Annotated in this window: 16 protein-coding genes and 1 other RNA gene; 7 read left to right on the top strand and 10 right to left on the bottom strand. The window is 23.5% G+C overall.

Features of this window, described 5'->3' with window-relative positions; genetic code table 11:
* Nucleotides 1-52: 52 nt before the first annotated feature.
* The 9 genes from N3A58_03855 to N3A58_03815 form a co-directional block, all read right to left on the bottom strand.
* Nucleotides 53-700, bottom strand: a complete 648-nt coding sequence (locus tag N3A58_03855; GenBank protein MCX8058531.1) for a hypothetical protein — start codon at nt 698-700, stop codon at nt 53-55.
* A 75-nt stretch (nt 701-775) separates the two neighbouring features.
* Complete coding sequence (locus N3A58_03850; GenBank protein MCX8058530.1) at nt 776-1,390, bottom strand: hypothetical protein; 615 nt, start codon at nt 1,388-1,390, stop codon at nt 776-778.
* Between the two features lie 58 nt (nt 1,391-1,448).
* Entirely contained in the window at nt 1,449-3,935 is a 2,487-nt protein-coding gene (locus tag N3A58_03845) for a DUF2344 domain-containing protein (protein ID MCX8058529.1), read from the bottom strand.
* 121 nt (nt 3,936-4,056) lie between these two features.
* Nucleotides 4,057-5,385 carry a rod shape-determining protein RodA gene (gene rodA / locus N3A58_03840; protein ID MCX8058528.1) on the bottom strand — a complete coding sequence of 443 codons (1,329 nt, stop codon included), beginning with the start codon at nt 5,383-5,385 and terminating at the stop codon, nt 4,057-4,059.
* Nucleotides 5,378-7,189 (bottom strand): penicillin-binding protein 2, encoded by a 1,812-nt coding sequence (mrdA, locus tag N3A58_03835; protein ID MCX8058527.1) that lies wholly within the window; start codon nt 7,187-7,189, stop codon nt 5,378-5,380. Before mrdA ends, rodA begins: the two co-directional genes overlap by 8 nt.
* Nucleotides 7,190-7,214: 25 nt before the next feature.
* Nucleotides 7,215-7,730, bottom strand: coding sequence for a rod shape-determining protein MreD (gene mreD / locus N3A58_03830; protein MCX8058526.1), 516 nt, complete (start codon nt 7,728-7,730; stop codon nt 7,215-7,217).
* Nucleotides 7,727-8,578 (bottom strand): rod shape-determining protein MreC, encoded by an 852-nt coding sequence (gene mreC / locus N3A58_03825; protein MCX8058525.1) that lies wholly within the window; start codon nt 8,576-8,578, stop codon nt 7,727-7,729. Before mreC ends, mreD begins: the two co-directional genes overlap by 4 nt.
* Before the next feature lie 5 nt (nt 8,579-8,583).
* Entirely contained in the window at nt 8,584-9,591 is a 1,008-nt protein-coding gene (locus N3A58_03820) for a rod shape-determining protein (protein MCX8058524.1), read from the bottom strand.
* Nucleotides 9,592-9,614: 23 nt separating this feature from the next.
* Nucleotides 9,615-10,514 carry a tetratricopeptide repeat protein gene (locus N3A58_03815; protein MCX8058523.1) on the bottom strand — a complete coding sequence of 300 codons (900 nt, stop codon included), beginning with the start codon at nt 10,512-10,514 and terminating at the stop codon, nt 9,615-9,617.
* Nucleotides 10,515-10,655: 141 nt separating this feature from the next.
* On the opposite strand from N3A58_03815, the gene N3A58_03810 reads away from it, so the two are divergent.
* The 7 genes from N3A58_03810 (at nt 10,656) to ssrA (ending at nt 23,042) form a co-directional block, all read left to right on the top strand.
* Nucleotides 10,656-12,062 carry a peptidylprolyl isomerase gene (locus N3A58_03810; protein ID MCX8058522.1) on the top strand — a complete coding sequence of 469 codons (1,407 nt, stop codon included), beginning with the start codon at nt 10,656-10,658 and terminating at the stop codon, nt 12,060-12,062.
* Nucleotides 12,063-12,099: 37 nt separating this feature from the next.
* Nucleotides 12,100-14,052: a DUF115 domain-containing protein gene (locus N3A58_03805; GenBank protein ID MCX8058521.1), complete on the top strand. Its 1,953-nt coding sequence runs from the start codon at nt 12,100-12,102 to the stop codon at nt 14,050-14,052.
* A gap of 73 nt (nt 14,053-14,125) precedes the next feature.
* Nucleotides 14,126-15,757, top strand: a complete 1,632-nt coding sequence (locus N3A58_03800; GenBank protein MCX8058520.1) for a Na+/H+ antiporter NhaC family protein — start codon at nt 14,126-14,128, stop codon at nt 15,755-15,757.
* A gap of 388 nt (nt 15,758-16,145) precedes the next feature.
* Nucleotides 16,146-17,579 (top strand): type I glutamate--ammonia ligase, encoded by a 1,434-nt coding sequence (gene glnA / locus N3A58_03795; GenBank protein MCX8058519.1) that lies wholly within the window; start codon nt 16,146-16,148, stop codon nt 17,577-17,579.
* Between the two features lie 170 nt (nt 17,580-17,749).
* Nucleotides 17,750-19,852, top strand: a complete 2,103-nt coding sequence (locus tag N3A58_03790) for a transketolase (GenBank protein ID MCX8058518.1) — start codon at nt 17,750-17,752, stop codon at nt 19,850-19,852.
* Between the two features lie 137 nt (nt 19,853-19,989).
* Nucleotides 19,990-22,437 (top strand): leucine--tRNA ligase, encoded by a 2,448-nt coding sequence (leuS, locus tag N3A58_03785; GenBank protein ID MCX8058517.1) that lies wholly within the window; start codon nt 19,990-19,992, stop codon nt 22,435-22,437.
* A gap of 253 nt (nt 22,438-22,690) precedes the next feature.
* Nucleotides 22,691-23,042: a transfer-messenger RNA gene (gene ssrA / locus N3A58_03780) on the top strand.
* Between the two features lie 80 nt (nt 23,043-23,122).
* Here the strand turns inward: ssrA and N3A58_03775 are convergent.
* Entirely contained in the window at nt 23,123-24,067 is a 945-nt protein-coding gene (locus N3A58_03775) for a hypothetical protein (GenBank protein MCX8058516.1), read from the bottom strand.
* Nucleotides 24,068-24,121 lie beyond the last annotated feature (54 nt).

The following is a 24,121-nucleotide window of genomic DNA, read 5'->3' as shown; positions in this document are numbered from 1 at the left end:
ATTTTTGTATTAGATTATAATCACAATGAATTATTAATTATTAATAGAAGTTTTAATTTAAAGGAGTATAAATTAATTCAGCTCCTACTACAATTTTTTCATCTTCTATTTTAAGAATTGGATTTGTGTCAATTTTAATTTTTTTGATTTTACCATCAGGCATTTCAACATCTACTTGAGCTTCGTAAGGTTTTGGACCAGGAAATTCAAATTTTATTTGATAATATTTAGCCAAATCAACTTCTCCAATTTTAGTATCTTTACCTAGAACTTTGATATTTATATCAAATGAAGCTTTTTCTACTTTGACAGAAATCTTATTTGTCTCTTTATTATATTTAATTGAAACGGTTCCATTAACAGGTGTTTTGTAGGATGAATTTATTGAAGTTAAAATTATATTCACATCACCTATAAATGATGCTTTATCTTTTGTTAGAACAATTTTAGGATTAATAATTTCCCATGTATATTCCCCTTTAAGTCCCATTATATTATATGTGTTTGTTTTTCTTAAAGTACCAATAGAAGAGAGGAATTTATTGAGAGTATTTTGATGTAAAATTATACTAGCATCAGCAGTATCACTTTGTCCAAGAATAATATGCGAAAAATTAAATATTATAAGAGCTATTAAAAAAATACTTAAAGTTAATAGATAGTGAAAATGATTTAATTTTAAATTAAATAGTTTTTTCATAAATAACTCCTTTATAAAATTGTCAAAAAATCATCAATAAAATTTAATCTTTTTTTATTTTAAATCAAATTTAGATTAGAAATTATCAAAAGCTTGATCCATTGAGATTTTGATTAAATTTTCTATATTTTTGTATTCATTTTGTATATTATTAATAAAGTTCTTATCTATAACTTTTAATATATTTGTTCGTTCTAAAATTATAATGGTAGATTCGTCTTCCCAAATAAATCTTTCTGAATCCATTTGGTTAGGATTGCCATATTTTTCACATAAAGACTTATATCTTGAAAAAAAATTAACATATTTGTTGTCATAATAAAATGTAAATAAAGATAATATTTCTTTATAAAAGAAAAATATCAGTTTTCTTATGTATGGGGGAACAGAAGCCTTAAATAAATTTTTATCTACTTCATAAAGCGAAACATCGATTTTTCCTTCATATAATAAGTAGTCAACTTTTTCTATTAAATTAATAAAATCAGTTAGTTTCATTCCAAGGTAAAAATCTTTATAGTTTCTTGGCAATTTATTCTCTTCACTTTTTTGGTTATTTTTATTTTCTTGGTTATTTTGGTAATATATTATTTTGTTTGGAAAATCTTCAGAAAATATTTCTTTTAAACTAAAAATTTGTAAAATTAGAAGAAATATTATAACAAAAATTTTATTGTTTTTTTTCATCATACTATATTATTCGACATAAAGAAAAATTTAATCACTAACTAATTTGTTCGTTTTTTATTTAAGAAAATGTAAAAATTCTTTTTATGGAAAAATAATTTATAAGTTCATTATTAAAATTTTTGAAAGGGTTTTTTATATTTTCTTTTATATTTACATAGCTTTTAAATTTAATTAAAAAACAAGTTTTAAAATTAATTGTATTTATATTGGCAAAGTATGAATTAATAAAATTGTTTAAAATAACATCATTATCTATTATTTCAAAGTTCATAAAATTTGGGTTAGTTTTAATAAGTTCATAAATTTCATTTTTTATTTTAAAAATATCTATATTATGCTCTAATATAGAATTTTTAAGTTCTAATAAATAGAAAATATTTAAATTAATATTTTTTATATCTTCTGGTTTTTTTTTAATTATTTTAGTAATTCTAAAACCATCAGGTAAGAAATAATTTATTTTTGAAATAGTTTTTCTATATTCTAAATCACTATCATCAAATTTTGAAAAGCAACTTAAAATTAATAAATCATTATAAGTTTCAAAATTTATTGGGGCTGGGTAAGGAAAAGATATTTTTGGCATAGGATTATAACCTTTTGAATAGATGAGATCAATACCGACTTTTTTAAGCAATCTATAAGTTAATGTATAAAAATCTATATGTCCAATATATTTCATTAGATCAGTTTTATTAAACAATAGAAGATAATTTTGTGGTTCAGAGGTTTTGTTAAATGAATATATAAATGTAAGATTTTCTATTTCACTTTTTAATTTTGATATTTCTTGTTCGTTCAATTTTTCCATAATTATATTTTTAAAATTATCAGTGCAAACTCCACAGTTATTACATTTTTTTTCTATACAATTATTGGTTTTAATACCTTTTTCATAGTAACTCTTTTCTTTATTTAAAAAAGAGTCATCTATTCTATTTTCTATTAGTGAAAAATCAGCTTTTTTTAAAGGATATTTATCAAATAAATATTTCCAAAAATTTTTATCAAAATGTTCATCCCAACTTTCCCTATATTTATCATAAATTAAAGCTTCTGATAATAATTTTGAAGCATAGGTATCCGCTTGAGAAAAATAATATTCAAAGTAACTTTTATAAGGATCAGAATATTTTATTGATATTCTTTTATTTTTTTCAAAAGATTTTTTAAGATATAAGCACTTAGCATTATATTCTGATATATTTATTTGTTCATAATCTTGTAAGGGAGTTTTTACTTTAGGAATAAATAATGAAATATTGACATTTATATTTAATTTTGGAAACTTTTTATTTATATTTTTTAATAAATTTTCTATATATATTTCTTCATTGGTTACATTAGGAAAACCAATTATAAAATAGAACTTTATGAGATTCCATCCTTTTATAGAAATAAGCTCAAGTAAATAAAAAAGCTTTTCTTCATCAAAAAATTTATTTATTTTGTTTCTAATATATTCATTTCCTGCTTCAATTGCAAAAGTAAGGCCAGCTTTTCTTACAATTTTTAAAGAATCTAATAGATCCAATGGAAAGGATATTAATCTTAATGATGGTACTGAAATAGATATATTAAAAATACTTAATGAATCAAGAATTTTTACAAGTTGTATAATGTTTGTATAATCAGATATTGAAAGAGATGTCAAATTTAATTCTTCATAACCAGTGTTTTTAATTATTTCTTTTATTTGTTCAATAATAAGTTTTGGAGATTTTTCCCTATAGGGTCTATAAAAGTAGCCTGCTTGGCAAAATCTACAACCATTAACACATCCTCTAGCAATTTCTACTGAAACTCTATCTTGAATAGGTTTAACAAGTGGTAGAAAATCGGTTTTAAGGATATAATTGTTGTTGAGATCTTTTACAAAAACTCTATAAGTTTTATTTTTTAATTCTGGATTGAAAATACCATCAAATTTTGATATAGCTTTTATTCTGTCCTTTCTTGATATTTTATTTTTAATAAGATTTCTGTCTTCTTTGATTATTGAAGGTAAAATTTCTTCAACTTCTCCAATGAAAAAAAGATCTATAAATTCAGATAAAGGGAAGGGATTTAATATATTAGATCCACCAGCTATTATTATAGGTTCGTTATCATCTCTTTCTTTTCTAAATATACTTATTTTGGATAATTCAAGTATTTTGAGTATGTTAGTATATGTAAGTTCACTATGAATAGAAAAACCTACCATATTAAAATCTTTAACAAAATTCCATGTTTCAAGAGAAAAAAGAGGAAATGATTTATTTTTTAATAGTTTTATCAAATCATCATCTGGCAAAAAAACTCTTTCACAAATAATATTTTCTATTGAATTTAATAAAAAATAGATAATTTTTATAGAAAGATTACTCATTCCTACTTCATAAAGATCTGGATAGCTTATACAGAATTTATATATATTATTTTTTTTATAAAGGTTAAATTTATTTATTGAATTTGGTTCTATTCCAATATATCGAGCTGGTTTGTATACTTTATCTAATAAATCAATTATATCATTAATGTTGTTTTTATTATTTATTTTCATTTAATTAATTATAATATTAATTTCATTGATTTATAGCAACAATATTTTAGTAAAATAAAAAAAATTAATAAAAAAATAAAATTATTTTTTTTAACTAAAAATGTTTAATAAATATTTTATTTTAATCTATACTATATCTTCTTGAATTTATATTTAATACAATAAAAACTGAATAGATAGAAGTTAATAAAGATGATCCACCATAGGATATAAAAGGTAGAGGCACACCTGTTATTGGCATTAAACCAATTGTCATACCAATATTAAGTATAGACTGTGTAAAAAAATAGGAGAATATTCCTGTAATTATAAGTTTTCCAAGATAGTCTTTAATTGAGTTAATTAGATAGGCTAGTCTTAAAAGAAAAATAGCGTATATTAATAATAACAGAAATGTTCCAATAAATCCGAATTCTTCTCCTATTATTGAAAAAATAAAGTCTGTACTTTTTTCTGGTAAAAAACCAAATTGAGCTTGGGTACCTTTAAGATAACCTTTACCGAAAAGTCCACCAGAACCTATAGCAATTTTGGATTGAATAATATTATATCCTGCACCTAATTTATCAAGTTCAGGATTTACAAATACTATTAGTCTTGCCTTTTGATAACCCTTAAGAAATTTATCAAGAAATATTCCAGCAACAAAAGATATTGAAATACTAATTAAAATAAAAAATACAAACAAAAAAGCTTTATTTTTTAGATTAAAATGCAAAAATAAAAATATAATGGCTATAAGAAAAATTATAAAAGAAATAAATAAAAAATAGTTATTAGAAAAAATAAGGTTATTTAATGGAGTAAAAGATTTTGTTGTTGTTAAGAATGATCTTAATAATGGAATTAAAAAAGAAAAAAATGGTAATATTAAACAACTTATGGTAAGAAAATAATTTAAACCTGAAAAAAAAGCTAAAAAAATAAAAATAAAATAGTATATAATTATAGTTCCAAGATCTGGCTGTACTAGTATCAATAAAACAGGAATGGATAAGAATAAAATTAAAAGTATAAAAAAATTAATAGATGATTTATATTTAATATCTTTTTCATATAAGGAAATATATTTTGAAAGAAACAAAATTATGATTATTTTACCAAGTTCTGAGAATTGTATACCTAAACCAAAAATTGAGAGCCAACTTTTAGAACCATTAATTCTTTTACCAAAAACTAAGGTAATGATAAGTAAAAAAATAAGAGCTATATATAAAAGCATAGAGTTATCAGCTATTTTTTTGTAATTTATAAATAATAAAAATATTCCAGAAGCAAGGCCTATTAAAAAGAAAATAAATTGTTTTATAAATCTATCTTCTAACTGTTTATAATTATATGTAGATGAATATACAGCAAATAATCCCATAACAATCAAAATAATTGAAGTAATAAAAATAATATAATCAAAGTTACTAAAAAATTCATTTGCATATTTATTTTTAATCATTTTTCTTATTTCCTCTATTAAGATATTTTTTATATCTTGCAATTTCAATATCTTTTTTTATCTCTTCTAAAGATTTATCAGAATATAGCATATCAAATAAAATCGCAGCAATAGGAGCAGCATGTGCAGAACCAAAGCCGGCATTTTCTAACATAACAGTTATTGCATATTGAGGGTTTTCCACAGGTCCAAAACAGGAAAACCATGAATGGTCTTCTCCTAAATTCTGAGCTGTTCCGGTTTTCCCTGCAATTTCAACTTTTGAAGTTGTAGCTCCCCACCACGCTGTTCCTGTTTTAACAACCTCAATCATTGCATTTATAATGAAATTCCAAACATCATCTGGAAGATCAACTTTTTTAAAAATTTGAGGAATATAATTAATTTTAATCTGTTTTGTTTTTGGATCGATAAATCTTATTAGAAAATGTGGCTTATAATTTATTCCTTTATTAGCAATAATTGAGGTAAACATATTTATTTGGAGAACTGTGCAAAGTAAATAACCTTGACCTATACCAATATTATAAGTGTCGCCTTCAAACCATGGTTCACCTATTTTATCTAATTTCCACTCTGGTGTGGGTATAAATCCTGACTTTTCACCAAAAATATCTATTTCTGTCAATTCACCAAATCCGAAGAGTTTAGAATACTTAATAATGTTATTAATTCCCAATCTTGATGCTGCATTATAAAAATACACATTACAAGAATCTTTAATGCCGCTAAAAAGATTTTCATAGCCGTGAATTGAATGGCATTTAAATATTCTATTTCCTAATTGTGTTTGTCCTGTACATAATATTTTATCATAAGGGTTCATGGATTTTTCATTTAGTATTCCAATTGCTATAAGTAGTTTATATATAGAAGAAGCAGGGTATTCTGAAGAAATAGCTCTAAATAAAAGGGGTGTATCTGGATTATTTAAAATATCTTGAAATTTTTTCTTAGAAATTCCTTTAACAAAAAGATTTGGATCAATAGAAGGGTTAGATGCCATGGCAATTATTTCACCTGTTTTAATATTTTGAACTATTACAGATCCTCTATAATTTTCAAGTAATATTTTAGCTGCATTTTGAATTCTGTTATCGAAACTTAATATAAGAGTATCCCCAGCAATAGGTTCCTCTTTTATTATTTCCTCAATAATTTCACCTTTAGCATTTGTTTTTATTATTTTTATACCTTTTATACCTTTTAAATATTCATCATAATATTTTTCAAGTCCTATTTTACCAATTAAATCTCCAAATTTATAATCCTTACCAGAAAGTAGTTTTAATTCTTTTTCATCAATTTCTCCTATATAACCGATAGTATGAAAATAATTTTCACCATATGGATAAAATCTAATAAAACTATTTTCCCAATTTATATCTGGGAATAAAAAGTAATTTTCAAGAATCTTTGTTAAGGTTTCTTTATCAATTTGATATTTTAAATATATTTTTTGATTTAAATAACTTTTATTGAATTTTGATACTATATCTTCAATATTAAAATCAGTAATTTTAGAAAGAAATATTAGTTGATTTAAAATATAGTTTATGTTATTTTTCTTTTTAATTATAAAAATATTGAAACTTGGAATATTTTTAGCAAGAAGTTCTCCATTTCTATCTTTAATTTCTCCTCTTAAAGGAATTATATATTCATTTACTTCTAGATTTTTAGATGATTTAATAACATAAATATAATTTGAAATAATTTGAAGTGAAAAAAGTTTAATAGTAAAAATTAAAAAGATTATAATAGTAATTATTGAAAAAATAACTGACTTTACTTTGTATTCCATAATTTTTAATTTTTTTTATTAAAAGTTATACAAAAATCTGATTTTTATATACATTTAATTTATTTATTATAAAGTTTAAAATATAGTATAAAAATGGCGAAATAAAAGTTGTATAAAAAATATTAATTATATAATTTATTAAAATATTTTTATATATTATAAATATTTCTTTGAATAAAACTCCAAAGAAATATATGAAGAAAAGCTTAATTATCAAAGAAATAAGTATAATTAACATTAAAAAAGAAATTTTTTCAATATTTATAAATCTTTTTATTTTGTTAAAAATAAAAATAATAGTAACATAAGTAAATGAACTAAATCCAAATAAGGTAGAAGAAAAGAAATCTATAAATAATCCTGAAATAAAACCTACAGTAAGTGATTCATAAGTTTCTGTATAAAATGAGATAATAATAAGATAAATTAATAAAAAGTCTGGAATTATTTTATTAATAGACAAATATTTATGAATTATTGATGAAACTTGAAGAAAAATTATTATAGATAAAGATAATATATAAAACAAAAATTTTTTCATTTTAATTTTTCCCAAATATTACTTTCTTTTAAAAGAATGAACACATAATCTATAGATGAAAGGTTTATTAATGGTTTTAATCTTACTTCTTGGTAAATATTATATAAATCTTTTTTTATATATTTGACTGTTCCAACTTTATAACCTTCAGGGAATTCAGTTCCTAAACCAGATGTAACAAAAATACTATTAAATTTAATATTTGCTTCATTGCTTAAATATAACACATTTAAATCAAAAGATTTTGGAGCTTCTCCTTTACATATAGCAGTAAAGTTTGTAATTGTCTCTTTTACAGATATGTAAAATCTTGGATCAAAAATTGTAATTATTTTTGAAAAATAGGGACCAATCTCAATTATCTTTCCCACAACTACTTTTTCTCCTTCTAAGATATAATAAACTGGCATTCCAACTTTAATACCAGAAGTGTATCCTTTATTTATTAATATTGTAGAATAAAGATTTAATGGATCTTTAGCAATTATTTTGGCAATAATCGATTGATATTCTTTTTCTTGAGGAAGATTTAAGAGATTTTTTAAGATTAGATTTTCTTTTAAAATATAGTCATAATTATATTGAATTTCTTTAAGCATTTTTATTTCTTGTTTTAGTTTTTCATTTTCTTCTTTTAATTCTTTATTTTCTTTTATAGAAAGAAAAAAGTTTGTTATAAATTCTGAAGATTTATTATATGCAATTATAAAAGGGTATGTAATCATTCCAAAAAAAATTTGAGGAGAAAATTTAATAGTTGGAGATGAAATTATCATTAATATAATTGAGATTAATAAATATATTATTGTTAATAAATTTACTTTATTTTTAATATTGGATAAGCTCATAAATTTTATAAATATTTTTTCTGGTCAAGAATTTCAAGGTATTTTGCAGTTCCTATAACTACAGAAGTTAGAGGATTATCTGCAAGGAAAGCAGGAACAAGGGTGCTTTCTGAAATTAATTTATCTAGTCCCTTTAATAAAGAACCCCCACCTGTCATTACTATTCCTCTATCAACAATGTCTCCAGCAAGTTCAGGTGGTGTTTGGTCAAGTGTTTTCTTAATTTCTTCAATAATTGCATTTAGAGGTTCCTTCATTGCTTCTCTAATTTCATCAGAATCAACAACTAAAGTTCTAGGTAATCCTTTAATGGAATCTCTCCCTTTAATTTCAAGTGTCTGTTTTTCTCCTGTTGGGTAAGCATTTCCAATTTTTATTTTTATAGTTTCTGCAGTATTTTCTCCGATAATTAAAGAATGTTTCTTCCTTAAATAATTAATTATAGCTTCATCAAATTCATCCCCAGCTACTCTTATTGCATTTGTTACAACCATACCTCCCAAGGATATAACTGATATTTCTGTTGTCCCCCCTCCAATATCAACAATCATATGTCCAGCTGGCTCATCTATTGGAATATTTGCACCAATTGCAGCAGCCATAGATTCTTCAATGGTCCTAACTTCTCTTGCATTAGCTTGTTCAGCTGATTCTAATACTGCTCTTCTTTCAACTTCTGTTATACAAGATGGAACTCCTATAACTATTCTTGGTTTTACAAACATTCTTTTACCAATAGCTTTTCTTATGAAATCTTTTATTAATTTATTTACAATTTCAAAATCTGCAATTACACCATCTCTCATAGGTCTAATTGCTCTTATAACATCAGGTGTTCTACCTATCATAGCTTTAGCTTCAGCGCCAGTAGCAATAATCCTATTAGTTCCAGTTTCAACAGCAACTACAGTTGGTTCATTAACAACAATTCCCTCACCTCTAACATAAACAAGTGTGTTGACCGTTCCAAGGTCTATACCTATATCACAAGAAAAATAATTAAAAATACTCATAAAAATCTCCTTATTTATTTAAATTATTTTAATTTTTTAAGTAATTCAATGGAATCTTTATTGTTTGGATTAATTAATAGTGACTTTAAAATCAAACTTTTTGCATCAGCATAGTTTTTTTTATTGTATTCAATAAGAGCTAAATAATAATAAGTATCAGAAGATGTAGGGTTTAATTCTAAAACTTTTGAGAAAAAATGTTGGCTTTCATTATAGTCTTTTAATTCAAAATAAATCTTGCCTAATAAATAAAAACTAGATTTTATCAAATCTATATCATTTGATTTATTGATAATAAATTTTAAATTTTCAATTGCTTCATTTAAATAACCTGCATTTTTTTGGCTTATGCTAAAATAATAAAGGTAATTAAAATTTGATTTATAATCTTTGTATATTTTAGATAAATGATTATATGCACCTTTATAATTTTCAATGTTAATTTCTAATATACCTAGGATAAAATATAATTCAGGATCAATTTTTTTAATTTTAATATTTTCAAAATAATAATTTAAATATTTATAGGAATAATAATAATAATCTTTGCCAAGATAATAATATGAAAAACCTATATAATAATAAACATCAAATGGAATATTATTATATTCATTAATGAAAAATAAAGCTTTTTTGAAAAATAATAGAGAATTAAAAAAATCTTTCTTATTAAAATATAGATAACCATAATAATAAAATAAAATTGGATTAAACTTTTCTTTTTTTATTTTTTTTTCTATAAGATTTTCTGCTTTTAGGAACTTTTTTTCATCTATTAGTTTTTTTATTTTGGAATAAAAATTAAAATAATAGCTGACAATAAAATAAATTAAAATTAATATTAAAACAGTTAGAGAAAAAATAATAAAAAAATTTTTAGTATTTTTCTTTCTTTTTTTATAGTTAATTTTGTTATAATACATATGTTATTCTTACTAAAATTTATTTAACTAAAATAAAAAGTCAATAAAAACTTAAAATATAGTATATATTGACAAAGATAATTTTTATGTTAGAAATTTAACAACTACAATCATTTGAAATAAAAATAGTAAGGAATAAATATGGGTTATAAGGATAGCAAGATAAACAAAATATTTTCATGGATATTAGCTGTTATTATAATAATTTCTTTTGTTGGAGGTTCTGCATTTCTATATATAAATAGATCTCATAATCAAAATGTAGTAGCAACTGTAAATGGTGAAGATATTTATTTAACAAGAGATTCAGAATTATATGATAATTATCAAATGTATCTTAAATATTATTCTCAATTTTTTCAAGATATAAATGAACAAATGCAAATGCAACTTTTACAAATGGCTTTAAATGAAGTTATTGATAATAAAATTCAATTACAATTTGCAAAAAAATTTGGAATTAATGTCAGCGAGGTTTCAATTTTAAATAAAATAAAGAGTGAAAATATTTTTTATGATGAAAAAGGGGAGTTTGTATTTAATAAGTATACTGAATCTGAAAAATACAAAATATTAAAAAGGGTAGAAAATTATCTGTTAACTCAAATAATGAACAAGGATATAGAATTTGGATCAGTACTTTTTTCTGATCTCGAAGCTTATAATTATTTCAAGTTATCTGAAGATACTTTTAAAGGAAAATTTGTAGTATTTGAATTAGAAGATTTTATTTCTGAAGAGGAACTAAAAAAGATTTATGAAACTTCAACAGATAAATATATAGAAATGGAAGCAGCTCATATTTTGATTAAAGATGAGGAAAAAGCAAATCAGATTTATCAGACTGTTATTGCTAATCCAGATAAATTTGAAACTTTAGCTAAAGAGTTTTCTGAAGATCCAGGGACAAAAGAAAAAGGAGGATATCTTGGAGTATTTGATAAATATGCTATGGTGAAAGAATTTTCAGATGCTGCATTTTCTTTAAAAAATGCTGGTGATATAACTAAACCTGTAAAAACTCAATATGGTTTTCATATTATTAAATGTATAAAACCTCCATATAAGCAAGATTTTGATAAAGTTAAAGAAAATATTAAAAAGGAATATATTCAAATGCAGCAAAATATATTACTAAAGAAAGCTTATGATAAAGCAACTGAATTCACTAATAAATTTATAAATACTCAAGATTTTGAGAAAGTTGCTAAAGAATCTAATAAAGAAATATATGAATCAAATGAATTTAATTATAAAGGCCATTTTTCTGACAAATATTCTTCAAGAGTTGATGATGAATTTTTTAATACAGTTTTAAAATTAAAAGAAGGACAAATTACTGGACCTATAAAAATTACAGATGGTTATATTGTTTTCTATCTTGAAAAATTTAATATAAAATCAAAAAAAGATTTTGAAGATAAAAAAGCTGGTAATATTAAAAAATTTCAAGAATTATTTAAGTTTTTGTTTAATTCAGACTTTTTACAAAATCTTAAAGATAGATCAAAAATAAAAAGGTATAATATTTTTAACACTAAAAGTTAAAATATATAATTAATTTAACTTTTTGGGATTTTTCAAAGTGTTTTATCAAAAGAATTTAATAATTATACAGCAAAATTTGAAAGACTTGTATAATGTTTTAGTTTCAAAGGAAAATAGTTCTTCTTTCTCACATTTTGATGTCAAGAGTAAGAATTTGAATGAAAATATTATTTCTGCTTTTAATAAATTTTTTAAAGATAAAAAGATAAATATTTTGCCAATAAAAGAAAAAGAAATATACTTAATCCTAGAAGAATATTTTTTAATTTTTATTTTTGAAAATATAAATCTTTTTTTTGATAAATATCTTATATTTTTTTTTGATGACCTAGAATTTTTTAGACAGATACTGGAATATTATTCATTTGAGAAAGTTAATTTCAATAAATGGTTATTTGTATTTCCTTTTATTAAATTAGATACGATTAGTAATTATTTAAATTTTTTTTTATCTATAGATGAATTTTCAATAGAAAAAGAAATTGATTTTCTTTATGAGTGTTTTTATTTTTTTCCTATTTTTGATAAAGAAAAAAATAGAATTTTATTAGATTTAATTATAGATTCAGTTAATTGTTTTGATGAAGAATCTAAAAATAATACTTCTAATGGAATTACAAATTTAAATTTTACAAAATTTTTAAAAAATAAGAATTTTATTAATTTTTTTAGTTTATTTTTACATTTTAATATTCAAAACAATTTTAACTTAGAAAACATTTATATTGATAAAAAGACATTAAAAAATTCATATTTTGAAAAATTTTTTATAGTAGTTGAATTTATTAGATTATTATTAAATAAGTTTTCAGATAAGAAAACATACGAAATATTAATAAAGCAACAATTAATTAATCTATTGAATAATTTATTTTTTATTAAAAAATCTATAAAAAATTTCCCAATCAACAGGCCCTTTAGTAAAGCCTTTGTATTTGGAGCAGGATATTCTATAAATAATATAAACTTTGATATTTTAAGTAATATTCAAAAAAATGGAGTAGCTATAATTGTTGTAGATACAGTTTATAAATATTTTTTAAAAAAAGGTATTAATCCAGATTTTGTAATTGTCCTTGATTCACAAAAATTAAATTATTATGACTTTATAAATTTACCTTATAAAAAATTAAATTTAAAAAATAAAAAAAATGAAATATTTATTATAGAGATTTCTTCAATTTATAAGATTTCATTAAAATTTAAAAATAATCTTAAAATTTATTTTTCTTCAGTTGTAAAAGATGTTAATAATACATGGGCGGCAATAAATCCACTATCATACTTAATAATTAAAGAAACAAATCTTTCCAGAATTCCAGCTTATGGTAATGTTTCTCTTTTAGCTATTGTATTTGCCCTTTTGTTTTTTGAAGAAGTTTATGTTTATGGTTTTGATTCAGGTTTTCAAAAATACATTTATCATTGTAAAGAAACTTTAGATTATAACTATAATCTATTTAAATCTAATTTTATAAATACCTTAGTTGGTCAGTTGACTAAATTCTGTTTGAAAAAAAAAGATAGTAAAAATACAAAATCATCTTTTGAGTTATTAAAAAATAGAAATTTATTTGAAACAGAATTTTATTCGTATAGAAATAGAATATATTTTGATGAAGATTTTATATTAAATTCTATAAATTATATAAATGAAAATTTTAATAATAATAGTTTCAAGATAGATAAAAAATATAATAAAAATATTTTTATAAAAAATTATATAACAGATTTGGAAAAGAATAGTTTTAATAATTTGAAAAATAAAATAAAAGAATTAAAAGAAGAAATTAAAAATATAAATATTGAAAGAAAAAATGATGTAGAATATTTAATAAATTATATTCGAAAATTATATAGAGAAAATGAGCTTTTTAGTAAAATAGTATATAGTTTATTTTACTTTAATAATAAAAAAAGAAATCTCGAAGAGATCAATTTAAAAGATATCAAACTGATCCAAAAAATAATAAATATTTATTTTATTTAATAAAATTAAATTTCTATTGACATATAAAAAAAATATTTAATAATTACCATATAATTACTTGAATGGGGGTTTTATGGATAGTTTTGGTATATTAGGACTTCTTCCTCCAATATTAATTATAGTTCTTGCTTTTATAACAAAAGATGTTATTTTTTCTCTTTTTGTAGGAATATTTGCTGGTACTCTAATTGTAGCTAATGGTGATCCTTTTAGTGCTTTACTTGCATTAACTGATAGAATTGCAAATGCTTTATCTGATGGTTGGAATATAAGAATAGTATTATTTTGTGCTTTGCTGGGGGCATTTGTTGGTATGTTATCAAAAACTGGTGCAGCTTATGCTTTTGGTAAATGGGCTTCCTCAAATGTTAAGAGTAGAAAAGGAGCTCTTTTAGTTACATGGATTTTTGGATTAATAATTTTTATTGATGATTATTTCAATTCACTTACTATTGGTACTGTAATGAGGCCAGTTACTGATGAGAAAAAGATTTCAAGAGCAAAACTTTCATATATTCTTGATTCAACAGCAGCTCCTGTTTGTATTATTGCACCAATTTCAAGTTGGGTTGTTACTGTTATGAGTGTTATAAGAGGTTCTGAAGGATTTGTAAACTTAAAAATATCTGAGTTTGCTTTTTTTATCAAACTAATTCCTGTAAATTTTTATGCATTATTAACAATACTTATGGTTTTAGCTATAATTATTTATAATAAAGATTTTGGACCTATGAGAGATAGTGAGATGCTAGCTATAAATAAAAACATTTTATTTAATGAAGATAAATATGGACCAGTAACAGGAAAAATAGAAACTAAAGATGAAAACAATAATGTTAAACCTTTTGATATGATAATACCATTATTAATTCTAATAATTTCATGTGTTGTTTTCTTCCCAATGGTTACTTACATAAATTCTATTAATGGAGAAAATATTAAAAATTTAAGTGAAAGCTTTAGAAAAATAAGTATTGGGGATGCTTTTAAAGACACTGATGCTTCTGCTGCTTTATTTTATGCTATTATATTTACTATTGTTTTATCTTATATTTATTTTATAGTAAGAAAACTCCTTAATTTGAGAAAAGCTGGAGAAGCTATAATTGAAGGAATAAAATCCATGATTCCTGCTTTGGTTATTCTTGCTTTAGCATGGACTATTTCAGGATTAATTAAAACCCCAAAATCGGAAGGTGGGCTTGGTTTACCTGTTTATTTATCTAATATATTCGTTGAAGGTAATTTTCCAATTTCAATTTTACCTATACTTGTATTTATAATTTCATGCCTTATTTCTTTTTCAACAGGTACAAGTTGGGGAACTTTTACAATTATGATTCCTATTTCTTTGCCAATAGTAATATCTCTATCTCAATCTTTAGGTTATTCGTATAGTAATATGTTGAATATTTCATTAATTACTGTGGGTGGTATACTAGCAGGAGCAATTTTTGGAGATCACTGTTCACCAATATCAGATACTACAATTCTTTCTTCAACTGGAGCTTCTTGTCCACATTTAGAGCATGTTACTACTCAAATTCCATATGCTTTATTTGTAGCTTTTATTTCAGGAATAGGTTACATTATTGCAGGAATAATTAAAAATGTATTTGTTTCTGGTTTAATTAGTTTTATTTTATTTTTAGTGGGTTATATATTAATTTCTTCTTTTTTTGATAAAAAGTATGATAATATCTAAAGACTTCATAATTATTGTTTTTAATTAAATTTATCCTTAGATTAAATTATATTGATTATTTTTAATTATTAAATTTAATAATTTTTCTTAAATATTTTTATATAGATAAGATGGGAGGCTTTTTTAAAAATTAAATAAATAAAAGTCTCCCATTTTTTTTTAGAAATAATTATAAGATAAATTTAATTATTATTAAAAATTACTTGATAATTAATATTTATAAGATAATTTTAATTAAAGATATTAATAATGATGTTTTTAATTGAATATTCTTTATTAAAAATTGTTTAAGTATTTTTTATAAAAATATTTTTTTAATATATGATCTATTTTTTATATATTTTTAAATATTTAGTTTAATGAATTAAAAACACAAAAGGAGTATTAAATGGGAGTAAAGGAAAAAATCAGTGAAATAAAAAAAATTATTAATCAAGAAAATATTGAAGCAATTGATTTAAAATTCATAGATTTAAAAGGTTCAATTAGAAGAGTTACAATATCAAATGAAGAATTTGATGAAAATTTACTTTTAGAAGGTATTGGATTTGATGGTTCTTCTGTTACAGGCTTCAGGAAAGTTTCAGCTGGCGATCTTGTTCTTATTCCAGATTTGGATACTTTGCATTATGAACCTTTCGCAACAAATAAAATATTGTCTTTTATGTGTTATATAAAGGAAGCTGATACAAGAGAACAATTCCAAGATGATCCTAGATTTATTTCAAAGAAAGCAACTGATTACATGAAATCTTTACAATTTGGAGATACTTTCATGGTTGCTCCTGAATATGAATTTTTTCTTTTTAATAAAGTATCTTACGATAATAAATCTCATTATTCTTTTTATCATATAGACTCTGAAGAGGGTTATTGGAATAATGATGCGAAGGGGAATGAGGTTTTTTATTTACCAATGATTAAACAACAAGGATATCATCGAAGTTTTCCAAATGATAGATATTTTTGTGTAAGACAAGAAATTGTAAATACTATGAAAAATTTTAATATTCCTTTTAAATACCACCATCATGAAGTTGCAGGTCCATCTCAACATGAGATAGAGATTCCTCTTGTTGAGTTATTTAAAGCATGTGAATACACTGTTTTAATTAAATATATAGTCAAGAATGTTGCAAGAAAATTTGGCCTCTTTGCTACATTTATGCCAAAACCTTTATCTCAAGATGCAGGATCTGGACTTCATATGCATATGTTGATAAAAAAGAATGGTAAAAATATTTTTTATGGAAATGAATACGCAAATTTATCAAAAGATGCTTTATTTTTTATGGGGGGTATTTTACATCATGGAAGAGCCTTAGTAGCATTTACTAATCCTTCTACAAACTCATATAAAAGATTAGTTCCTGGTTTTGAAGCACCAACAAATCTTTTCTTTTCTCTAGGTAATAGATCTGCTGCAATAAGAATACCTAAATATGCTACTTCTGAAGAGGAAAAAAGATTTGAGTTTAGGACCCCTGATGCTACATGTAATCCATATTTTGCAATTCCTGCAATTTTAATGGCAGGACTTGATGGTGTTAAAAATAAAATTGACCCTACAGTTTATGGCTATGGACCATTTGATAAAAATATACATGATTTAAATGATGAAGAGAGAAACAAAATAAAGTCAATACCTACTTCTTTTAAAGAAGCTTTAGATGAATTAGAAAAAGATCATGAATTTCTTCTTCAAGGTAATGTTTTTACTAAAAATTTTATTGATGCATATATTAGAACGAAAAGAAAAGAATTAGATTTGCTAAATAGAGAAGTTACTCCTTTAGAATATATTGAGTATTTTGATTGTTAAAATTTTTTTATAGATTTTTAATATTATATAACTTCCTATTTTGAATATATATTATTATTAATATTAATTTTATTTTTTAATATAATGAATTTAATTCAGTGAGATTTGATTAATCAAATTAAGACTAAATTATTTATTTAATATTTTCTTAAAATGATAAGGGGTGATTTGTGAGGTTTATATTAAATAATTTACCTAGCAATTATATAGAATGGCTTAAGATTGTTTCAAAAAGAGCAAGAGCTAACATTATCAAAATGACTTCAGTTGCAAATTCAGGTCATCCTGGTGGATCTATGTCATCAATTGATTTTTATATTACGACAATTTTATTCTCAAACATCTTTAATAATTTTTTAAAAATTAATTCAGGTGAGATTGATTTTTCTGAATATAATTTTGAAGAAAATGAAAAAAAAAGCAAGATATTTAGTTTAACTAAAGATTTCTTTTTAGATAAAGATATAGATTCTTTTATTATTTCTCATGGGCATACATCTCCAGGGTGGTATTCAGCTTTAGTTGTATTTGGTTTGTTAGATGAGAAAGAGGTAAATTCAGGATTTAGGCTTTCAAATTCACCATTTTCAGGGCATGTTGAAAATATTATTCCTTTAGTAGAATGGGATACTGGAAATTTAGGTCAGGGACTTTCTGCTGCTGCTGCAAAAGCTTTGTATTATAAAAAGAAAAGTTTTAATTCTCATGTTTGGGTTTTTATGGGAGATGGTGAACAACAAAAAGGACAAATTTCAGAAGCTAGAAGATTCATTAAAAAGTATGGCTTAACAAATATAACTGTTATTATAGATTACAATAAATTACAAATATCAGGTAATATAGAAAAAGTTATGCCACAGAATTTAAAAAGTGAATGGGAAGCAGGGGGTTTTTATGTAGTAGAAATAGATGGTCATGATTTTAATGAGATCTATAAAGTTTTAAAAACTAGTTATAATGATAAAAATAATAATTATTGTATCCTTGCAAGAACAGTTATGGGCAAAGGTGTGTCTTTTATGGAAAATAAAGAAAAATATCATGGTGCTACTTTACCTTTAGATTTAGCAAAAAAAGCTTTAGAAGAATTAAAAGAATTTGATGATTTAGATGAGCTTTTAAGATTAAGAAAAGAGTATAATTTTGAGAATGTTAAAAATAAATTATTAAAAATATGGGATAGATCCTTAAGAACAAAAAAAAGGGATTATTTTAATAACTGTATTTCAAAATTATCAGATAAACCTTTTAATTATTATGGAAAAGATAAATCTATTGATTGTAGGTCTGCTTATGGTGAAGAATTATTAGAAATAGCAAAAGAGTTTAAGCAGGTAGGAGGGAATATATTTGTTTTTGATTGTGATCTTGCAGAGTCTGTTAAAACAAATTCTTTTGAAAAAGAATTTAAAGAAGATTTTATACAAACTGGAATCCAAGAGCACCATGCAGCAACATGTGCTGGTTTTTTATCAAAAGAAAATGCACTTGTATTTTTTTCAGATTTTGCAATATTTGGTTTAGATGAGACTTTTAATCAACAAAGACTCAATGATATTAATGAATGCAATTTAAAAGCTGTTTATACTCATGCTGGAACAAATGTAGGAGAAGATGGAAAAACTCACCATTGTATCAATTATATAGCATTAACATCTTGTTTTTACAACTCGATGTTAATATTGCCATGTGATCCAAATCATACAAAACATGTTTTAAGATATATTGCTAAAAGAGATGGAAATTTTTATGTAGTGATGGGTAGAGCAAAATCTCCAATTGTGTTAGATAAAGATGGAAATTCATATTTTAATAATAATTATATATTTACTCCTGGTATTTTTGATATTTTTTATGAAGGATTTGATCAAAGATTTAAAAATGATTTGAATTATAAAGATATAAAAGCTGATATATTTTTAATTTCTTGTGGACCTGCATTTTCTGAAGCATATTTAGCTTATGAAGAAATTAAATATAATATAAATGTTGCTTTAGTTAATATTTCAACTCCTAATTATATAGATGAAAAATTTTTGGATATTTTTTCAGAAATGATAAACAATAAAATAATTATTGTAACAGAAGATCATAATATAAAAAATGGATTAAATACGATATTAAATAATATTATTATTAAAAAAAATATAAAAGTTAAAAAGTATAACTTTGGAATTACAGATTATGCACCATCTGGAGATTATAAATCAATTTATAGAAAATATGGTATAGATAAAGATTCTATTGTAAAAAAAATTAAAAGTATTAACTAAAATACTTTAGAAAGATGTATTATCAAAGATTTAAATAAAATTAGATTAATTAATAATAAAAAAACTAAAATAATCATTAATATTTAATAATATTTAAAAGTTAAGATAAATTATTAAGATTACAAAAGGGTGATATTATGAATGATAAAAAAATCAATTACAATCATTTAGAAATTGAAAAAAAATGGCAAGATTTTTGGGATAAAGATAAAACATTTGAAGTTAAAGAAGATTTAAAATATCCAAAAGAAAAAAGGATTTATATTCTTGATATGTTTCCTTACCCATCTGGTGAAGGTTTACATGTAGGTCACCCAGAGGGATATACTGCTACTGATATTATTGCTAAATATTATAAACTAAATGGATACAATGTACTTCATCCTATGGGATGGGATGCTTTTGGTTTACCTGCTGAAAATTATGCTATTAAAAATAAAGTCCATCCTGCTATTGTTACAGACAAAAATATAGAAAATTTTAAAAGGCAAATAAAAATGATTGGTCTGGGATATGATTGGTCAAGAGAAATAAAAACTACTGACCCCGAATATTATAAATGGACTCAATGGATATTTATTCAACTTTTAAAAAATGATCTTGCATATAAAACTGAAGCTCCAATTAATTTTTGTCCTTCTTGTAAAACTGGAATTTCAAATGAAGAAGTTGTTGATGGAAAATGTGAAAGATGTGGTACAGAGGTATATAGGAAAAATCTTCCTCAATGGATTTTAAGAATAACAAAATATGCTGATAGATTATTAGAAGATCTTGATGAATTAGATTGGCCTGAAGACATTAAATTGATGCAAAGAAATTGGATTGGAAGGTCTGAGGGAGCTTACATTAAATTTAAGATATTTGGATATGATGATTATATTGAAGTTTATACTACAAGACCAGACACCATTTTTGGTGTCACTTTTATGGTAATTGCACCAGAGCATCCATTGGTTGATAAAATAACAACAAATGACCAAAGGGATGAAGTTAAAAAGTATAAAGAATATGCTGCTAAAAAATCAGATTTAGAAAGAACATCTCTTAATAAGGAAAAAACAGGTTGTTTTACTGGAGCTTATGCAATAAATCCAGCTAATGATAAAAAAATTCCGATTTATATTTCAGATTATATTCTTTTGACATATGGAACTGGTGCTATAATGGCTGTGCCTGGTCATGATAGTAGAGATTTTGAATTTGCTAAAAAATTTAATTTACCAATAATCCAAGTAGTGGCAAAGGAAAAAGGTAAATTAATTGACAATCTTGAAGAAGCTTTTGAAGAAGAGGGATATGCAATAAATTCAGGTCAATTTGATGGGATGGATACTTCTACATTTAAAAAAGAGATAATAAAATTTTTAGAAGAGAAAGGTATAGGGAAAAAAGGAGTAAGTTACAAATTAAGGGATTGGATATTTTCAAGACAAAGATATTGGGGTGAACCTATACCTGTTGTTATTTGTGATAAATGTGGTATTGTACCACTTAATGAAGACCAGTTACCATTGGTTTTACCAGATATTAAAGAATATGAACCATCTGGAACAGGAGAGTCTCCACTTGTTAATATTGATTGGTGGATAAATACTGAATGTCCAAAATGTGGAAAACCAGCAAAGAGGGAATCTAATACTATGCCACAGTGGGCGGGGTCTTGTTGGTATTATTTAAGATATCTTGATCCAAAAAATAATAAAGAACTCTGTTCTTTAGAAAAACAAAAATACTGGATGCCAGTTTCATTATATGTTGGTGGCAAAGAGCATGCTGTACTTCATTTATTATATGCAAGGTTTTGGCATAAATTTTTATATGATATTGGTGTTGTTAATACAAAGGAACCATTTTTAAAGTTAAGAAATCAAGGTATAATATTAGGTGAAGACAATCAAAAAATGTCAAAATCAAGAGGAAATGTGGTTAATCCTGATGATATCATAAAAGAATATGGAGCAGATACTTTTAGAATGTACGAAATGTTTATGGGACCTCTTGAAACATCTAAACCTTGGAATAAAAATTCTATAAAAGGCGTTAGAAGATTTATCGAAAGAGTATTTAACTACTTTGTTACAGTGGAGGTTTATGAAGGAGAAGAAAAAGATAACGAATTACTAAAAGTAGCACACAAATCTATAAAAAAAGTTACTGAAGATATTTTAACTATATCAGCCTTTAATACAGCGATTTCTCAATTAATGGTATTTTTAAATAAACTTGAAGAAAAACCAAAAATATCAAAAGATATAGCCAAAATTTATTTGATATTGCTTTCCCCATTTGCACCACATTTAGCCGAGGAACTTTATAACTATTTAGGTTACGAAAATTCCATTTTTAATAACGAAAAATGGCCTCAATATAATAGCAATCTTATAAAAGATGAAATTATTCCAATAGTTATTACGGTTAATGGTAAGAAAAGAGCTGTTATTGAGGTACCTTTTGATTCAGATGAAAGTTATGTTTTAGAGTTAGCTTTTAAAGAAGAGAATATCTTAAAGTATGTAAGTAGAGATAATGTTTTGAAAAGTGTATTTGTTAAAAATAAATTGTTAAATTTAATAACTAAGTAACTAAAATAGTTACATTAGACTTATTCAAGTAAAAACTATATATTATTATTAAAATTTTTTAAATAAAATATTAATATTATTAAAAACTAATCTTATTTACTTAATTTTTAATCTTTATAAATTATATATAAAACATCAAAAAAATTATTATTGATTTTTATATTAATTTATATTAAATTTTAAATTGATAAAAATAATAAATTTATAATTTTTTGAGTATAATTTTTTATAATTTTAACTTTTCTTAAATAAAGGGGGTGAATTTTGGTTTCGACGGGCAGATAAGAGCATAAAATTCATGCTGACCGGTAGGAGTCATTAAACCCTACACTTCAAAAGAAGTGACAATTCTGTATTACCAATGGCTGCTTAAGAAAAAGTAGCCCGGCTTTTATAGATTCTGTCCGATGGATCTATAAAAAGCTGTCATACTTATCGGACATCTCTATATAATATCACAGGTTATATAGAGATTAGTTACTGTGATATTTCCTGAAGAGTTTTGCTTCTTGAACTTTTCAGGAAGAAATAAATCAAGAAGCTAAGCATGTAAATTTTTATGTTCCTTTCTGTTCGGACGGGAGTTCGACTCTCCCCACCTCCAAATTAATAGAATATTGAAAAGTTCGAAAATAAAGCTGTAATCAATTGAATTATTTTATATTTCATGTTTCATGGTGGCACATTAAGTAAAAAGTAATATAATTAAGACAATTATTAGTAAAATTGCTATTCCAAATAAAACTATTGCAGCAGAATTATTTCTTTTTGCTTTCTTTTCGTTATATTTAAGTTGTGGATCATACATTTTTATTTTTTGATTTATATTTTCATAAAAATCTTTTTCTTCAACTTTTCTAATTTTAACTTTTTCTTCTTCAATTATTTGACCATAAGTTGTATCATCCAATTTAACAAGAATTACAAAGTTATTATTTAAATCAATAAGTATTTCTAATATTTGTGCTTTTATAGGTAAAATTTTATCATCCTGTTTTAAATTAAAATAATTTACATATTCTCTATATTTATCAAAATTTGGATCTAGATTTACATAAATATTATCTCCATTCTGTAATTCATATATTGGAGTACCAGAAACTGGAGCAAGAACTGGTTTAACTGGAATTACAGAAACTCCAGGTGGAATATCAAAAGTTAAAAGTGAATTGTCTAGTCCTGCTATACTTTGAGAAATATCTTCTTCAAATTTTTTCTGTGTTTCAAGTGTTTGAGCGTAATTTTTAAAAATTTCAACTTTAATATTTCCTTTCTGAAAGGTTCTATTAAGGTTTTCTTCAAAAATTGTGATAAATTTTGTCATGTCATTTTCAATTAAATTTATCAAATAATCAACATCTTCATTAAGAAATAGTTTATCTATAGCCATTGTTATAGATTTGCTTAAATTATCAATATTTTTACCATCAAAAATATTTTGAATAATTGCTTTCTGAAGTGAATCCCATGTTTCACTTTGTACTGTATTAAATAAAGTTGGTATTCTAGAAGCAACAACATCTAGTTTATCTAATATTTTTAGATCTCTGTCTATAATTAACACAAAAACTCCGTAAAAATTTAGGGAATCTGATCTAACTCTTCCTTTTAAAATGATGTATTTTTCCATATATTCCTCTAAGTAGAAAAGAAAAATAAAATCTTCTTATAAATATTTTATCGA

The sequence above is a fragment of the Spirochaetota bacterium genome, assembly GCA_026415295.1.
Lineage (GTDB): Bacteria > Spirochaetota > JAAYUW01 > JAAYUW01 > JAOAHJ01 > JAOAHJ01.
The sequence above is the reverse complement of the archived record's forward strand: the minus strand, read 5'-3'. Positions and strand labels throughout refer to the sequence as shown.

Excerpts from the sequence above, each read along its gene's own strand:
- N3A58_03855 (MCX8058531.1), bottom strand. The coding sequence starts at position 700 with ATGAAAAAACTATTTAATTTAAAATTAAATCATTTTCACTATCTATTA.
- N3A58_03850 (MCX8058530.1), bottom strand. The coding sequence starts at position 1,390 with ATGATGAAAAAAAACAATAAAATTTTTGTTATAATATTTCTTCTAATT.
- N3A58_03845 (MCX8058529.1), bottom strand. The coding sequence starts at position 3,935 with ATGAAAATAAATAATAAAAACAACATTAATGATATAATTGATTTATTA.
- rodA (MCX8058528.1), bottom strand. The coding sequence starts at position 5,385 with ATGATTAAAAATAAATATGCAAATGAATTTTTTAGTAACTTTGATTAT.
- mrdA (MCX8058527.1), bottom strand. The coding sequence starts at position 7,189 with ATGGAATACAAAGTAAAGTCAGTTATTTTTTCAATAATTACTATTATA.
- mreD (MCX8058526.1), bottom strand. The coding sequence starts at position 7,730 with ATGAAAAAATTTTTGTTTTATATATTATCTTTATCTATAATAATTTTT.
- mreC (MCX8058525.1), bottom strand. The coding sequence starts at position 8,578 with ATGAGCTTATCCAATATTAAAAATAAAGTAAATTTATTAACAATAATA.
- N3A58_03820 (MCX8058524.1), bottom strand. The coding sequence starts at position 9,591 with ATGAGTATTTTTAATTATTTTTCTTGTGATATAGGTATAGACCTTGGA.
- N3A58_03815 (MCX8058523.1), bottom strand. The coding sequence starts at position 10,514 with ATGTATTATAACAAAATTAACTATAAAAAAAGAAAGAAAAATACTAAA.
- N3A58_03810 (MCX8058522.1), top strand. The coding sequence starts at position 10,656 with ATGGGTTATAAGGATAGCAAGATAAACAAAATATTTTCATGGATATTA.
- N3A58_03800 (MCX8058520.1), top strand. The coding sequence starts at position 14,126 with ATGGATAGTTTTGGTATATTAGGACTTCTTCCTCCAATATTAATTATA.
- glnA (MCX8058519.1), top strand. The coding sequence starts at position 16,146 with ATGGGAGTAAAGGAAAAAATCAGTGAAATAAAAAAAATTATTAATCAA.
- leuS (MCX8058517.1), top strand. The coding sequence starts at position 19,990 with ATGAATGATAAAAAAATCAATTACAATCATTTAGAAATTGAAAAAAAA.
- N3A58_03775 (MCX8058516.1), bottom strand. The coding sequence starts at position 24,067 with ATGGAAAAATACATCATTTTAAAAGGAAGAGTTAGATCAGATTCCCTA.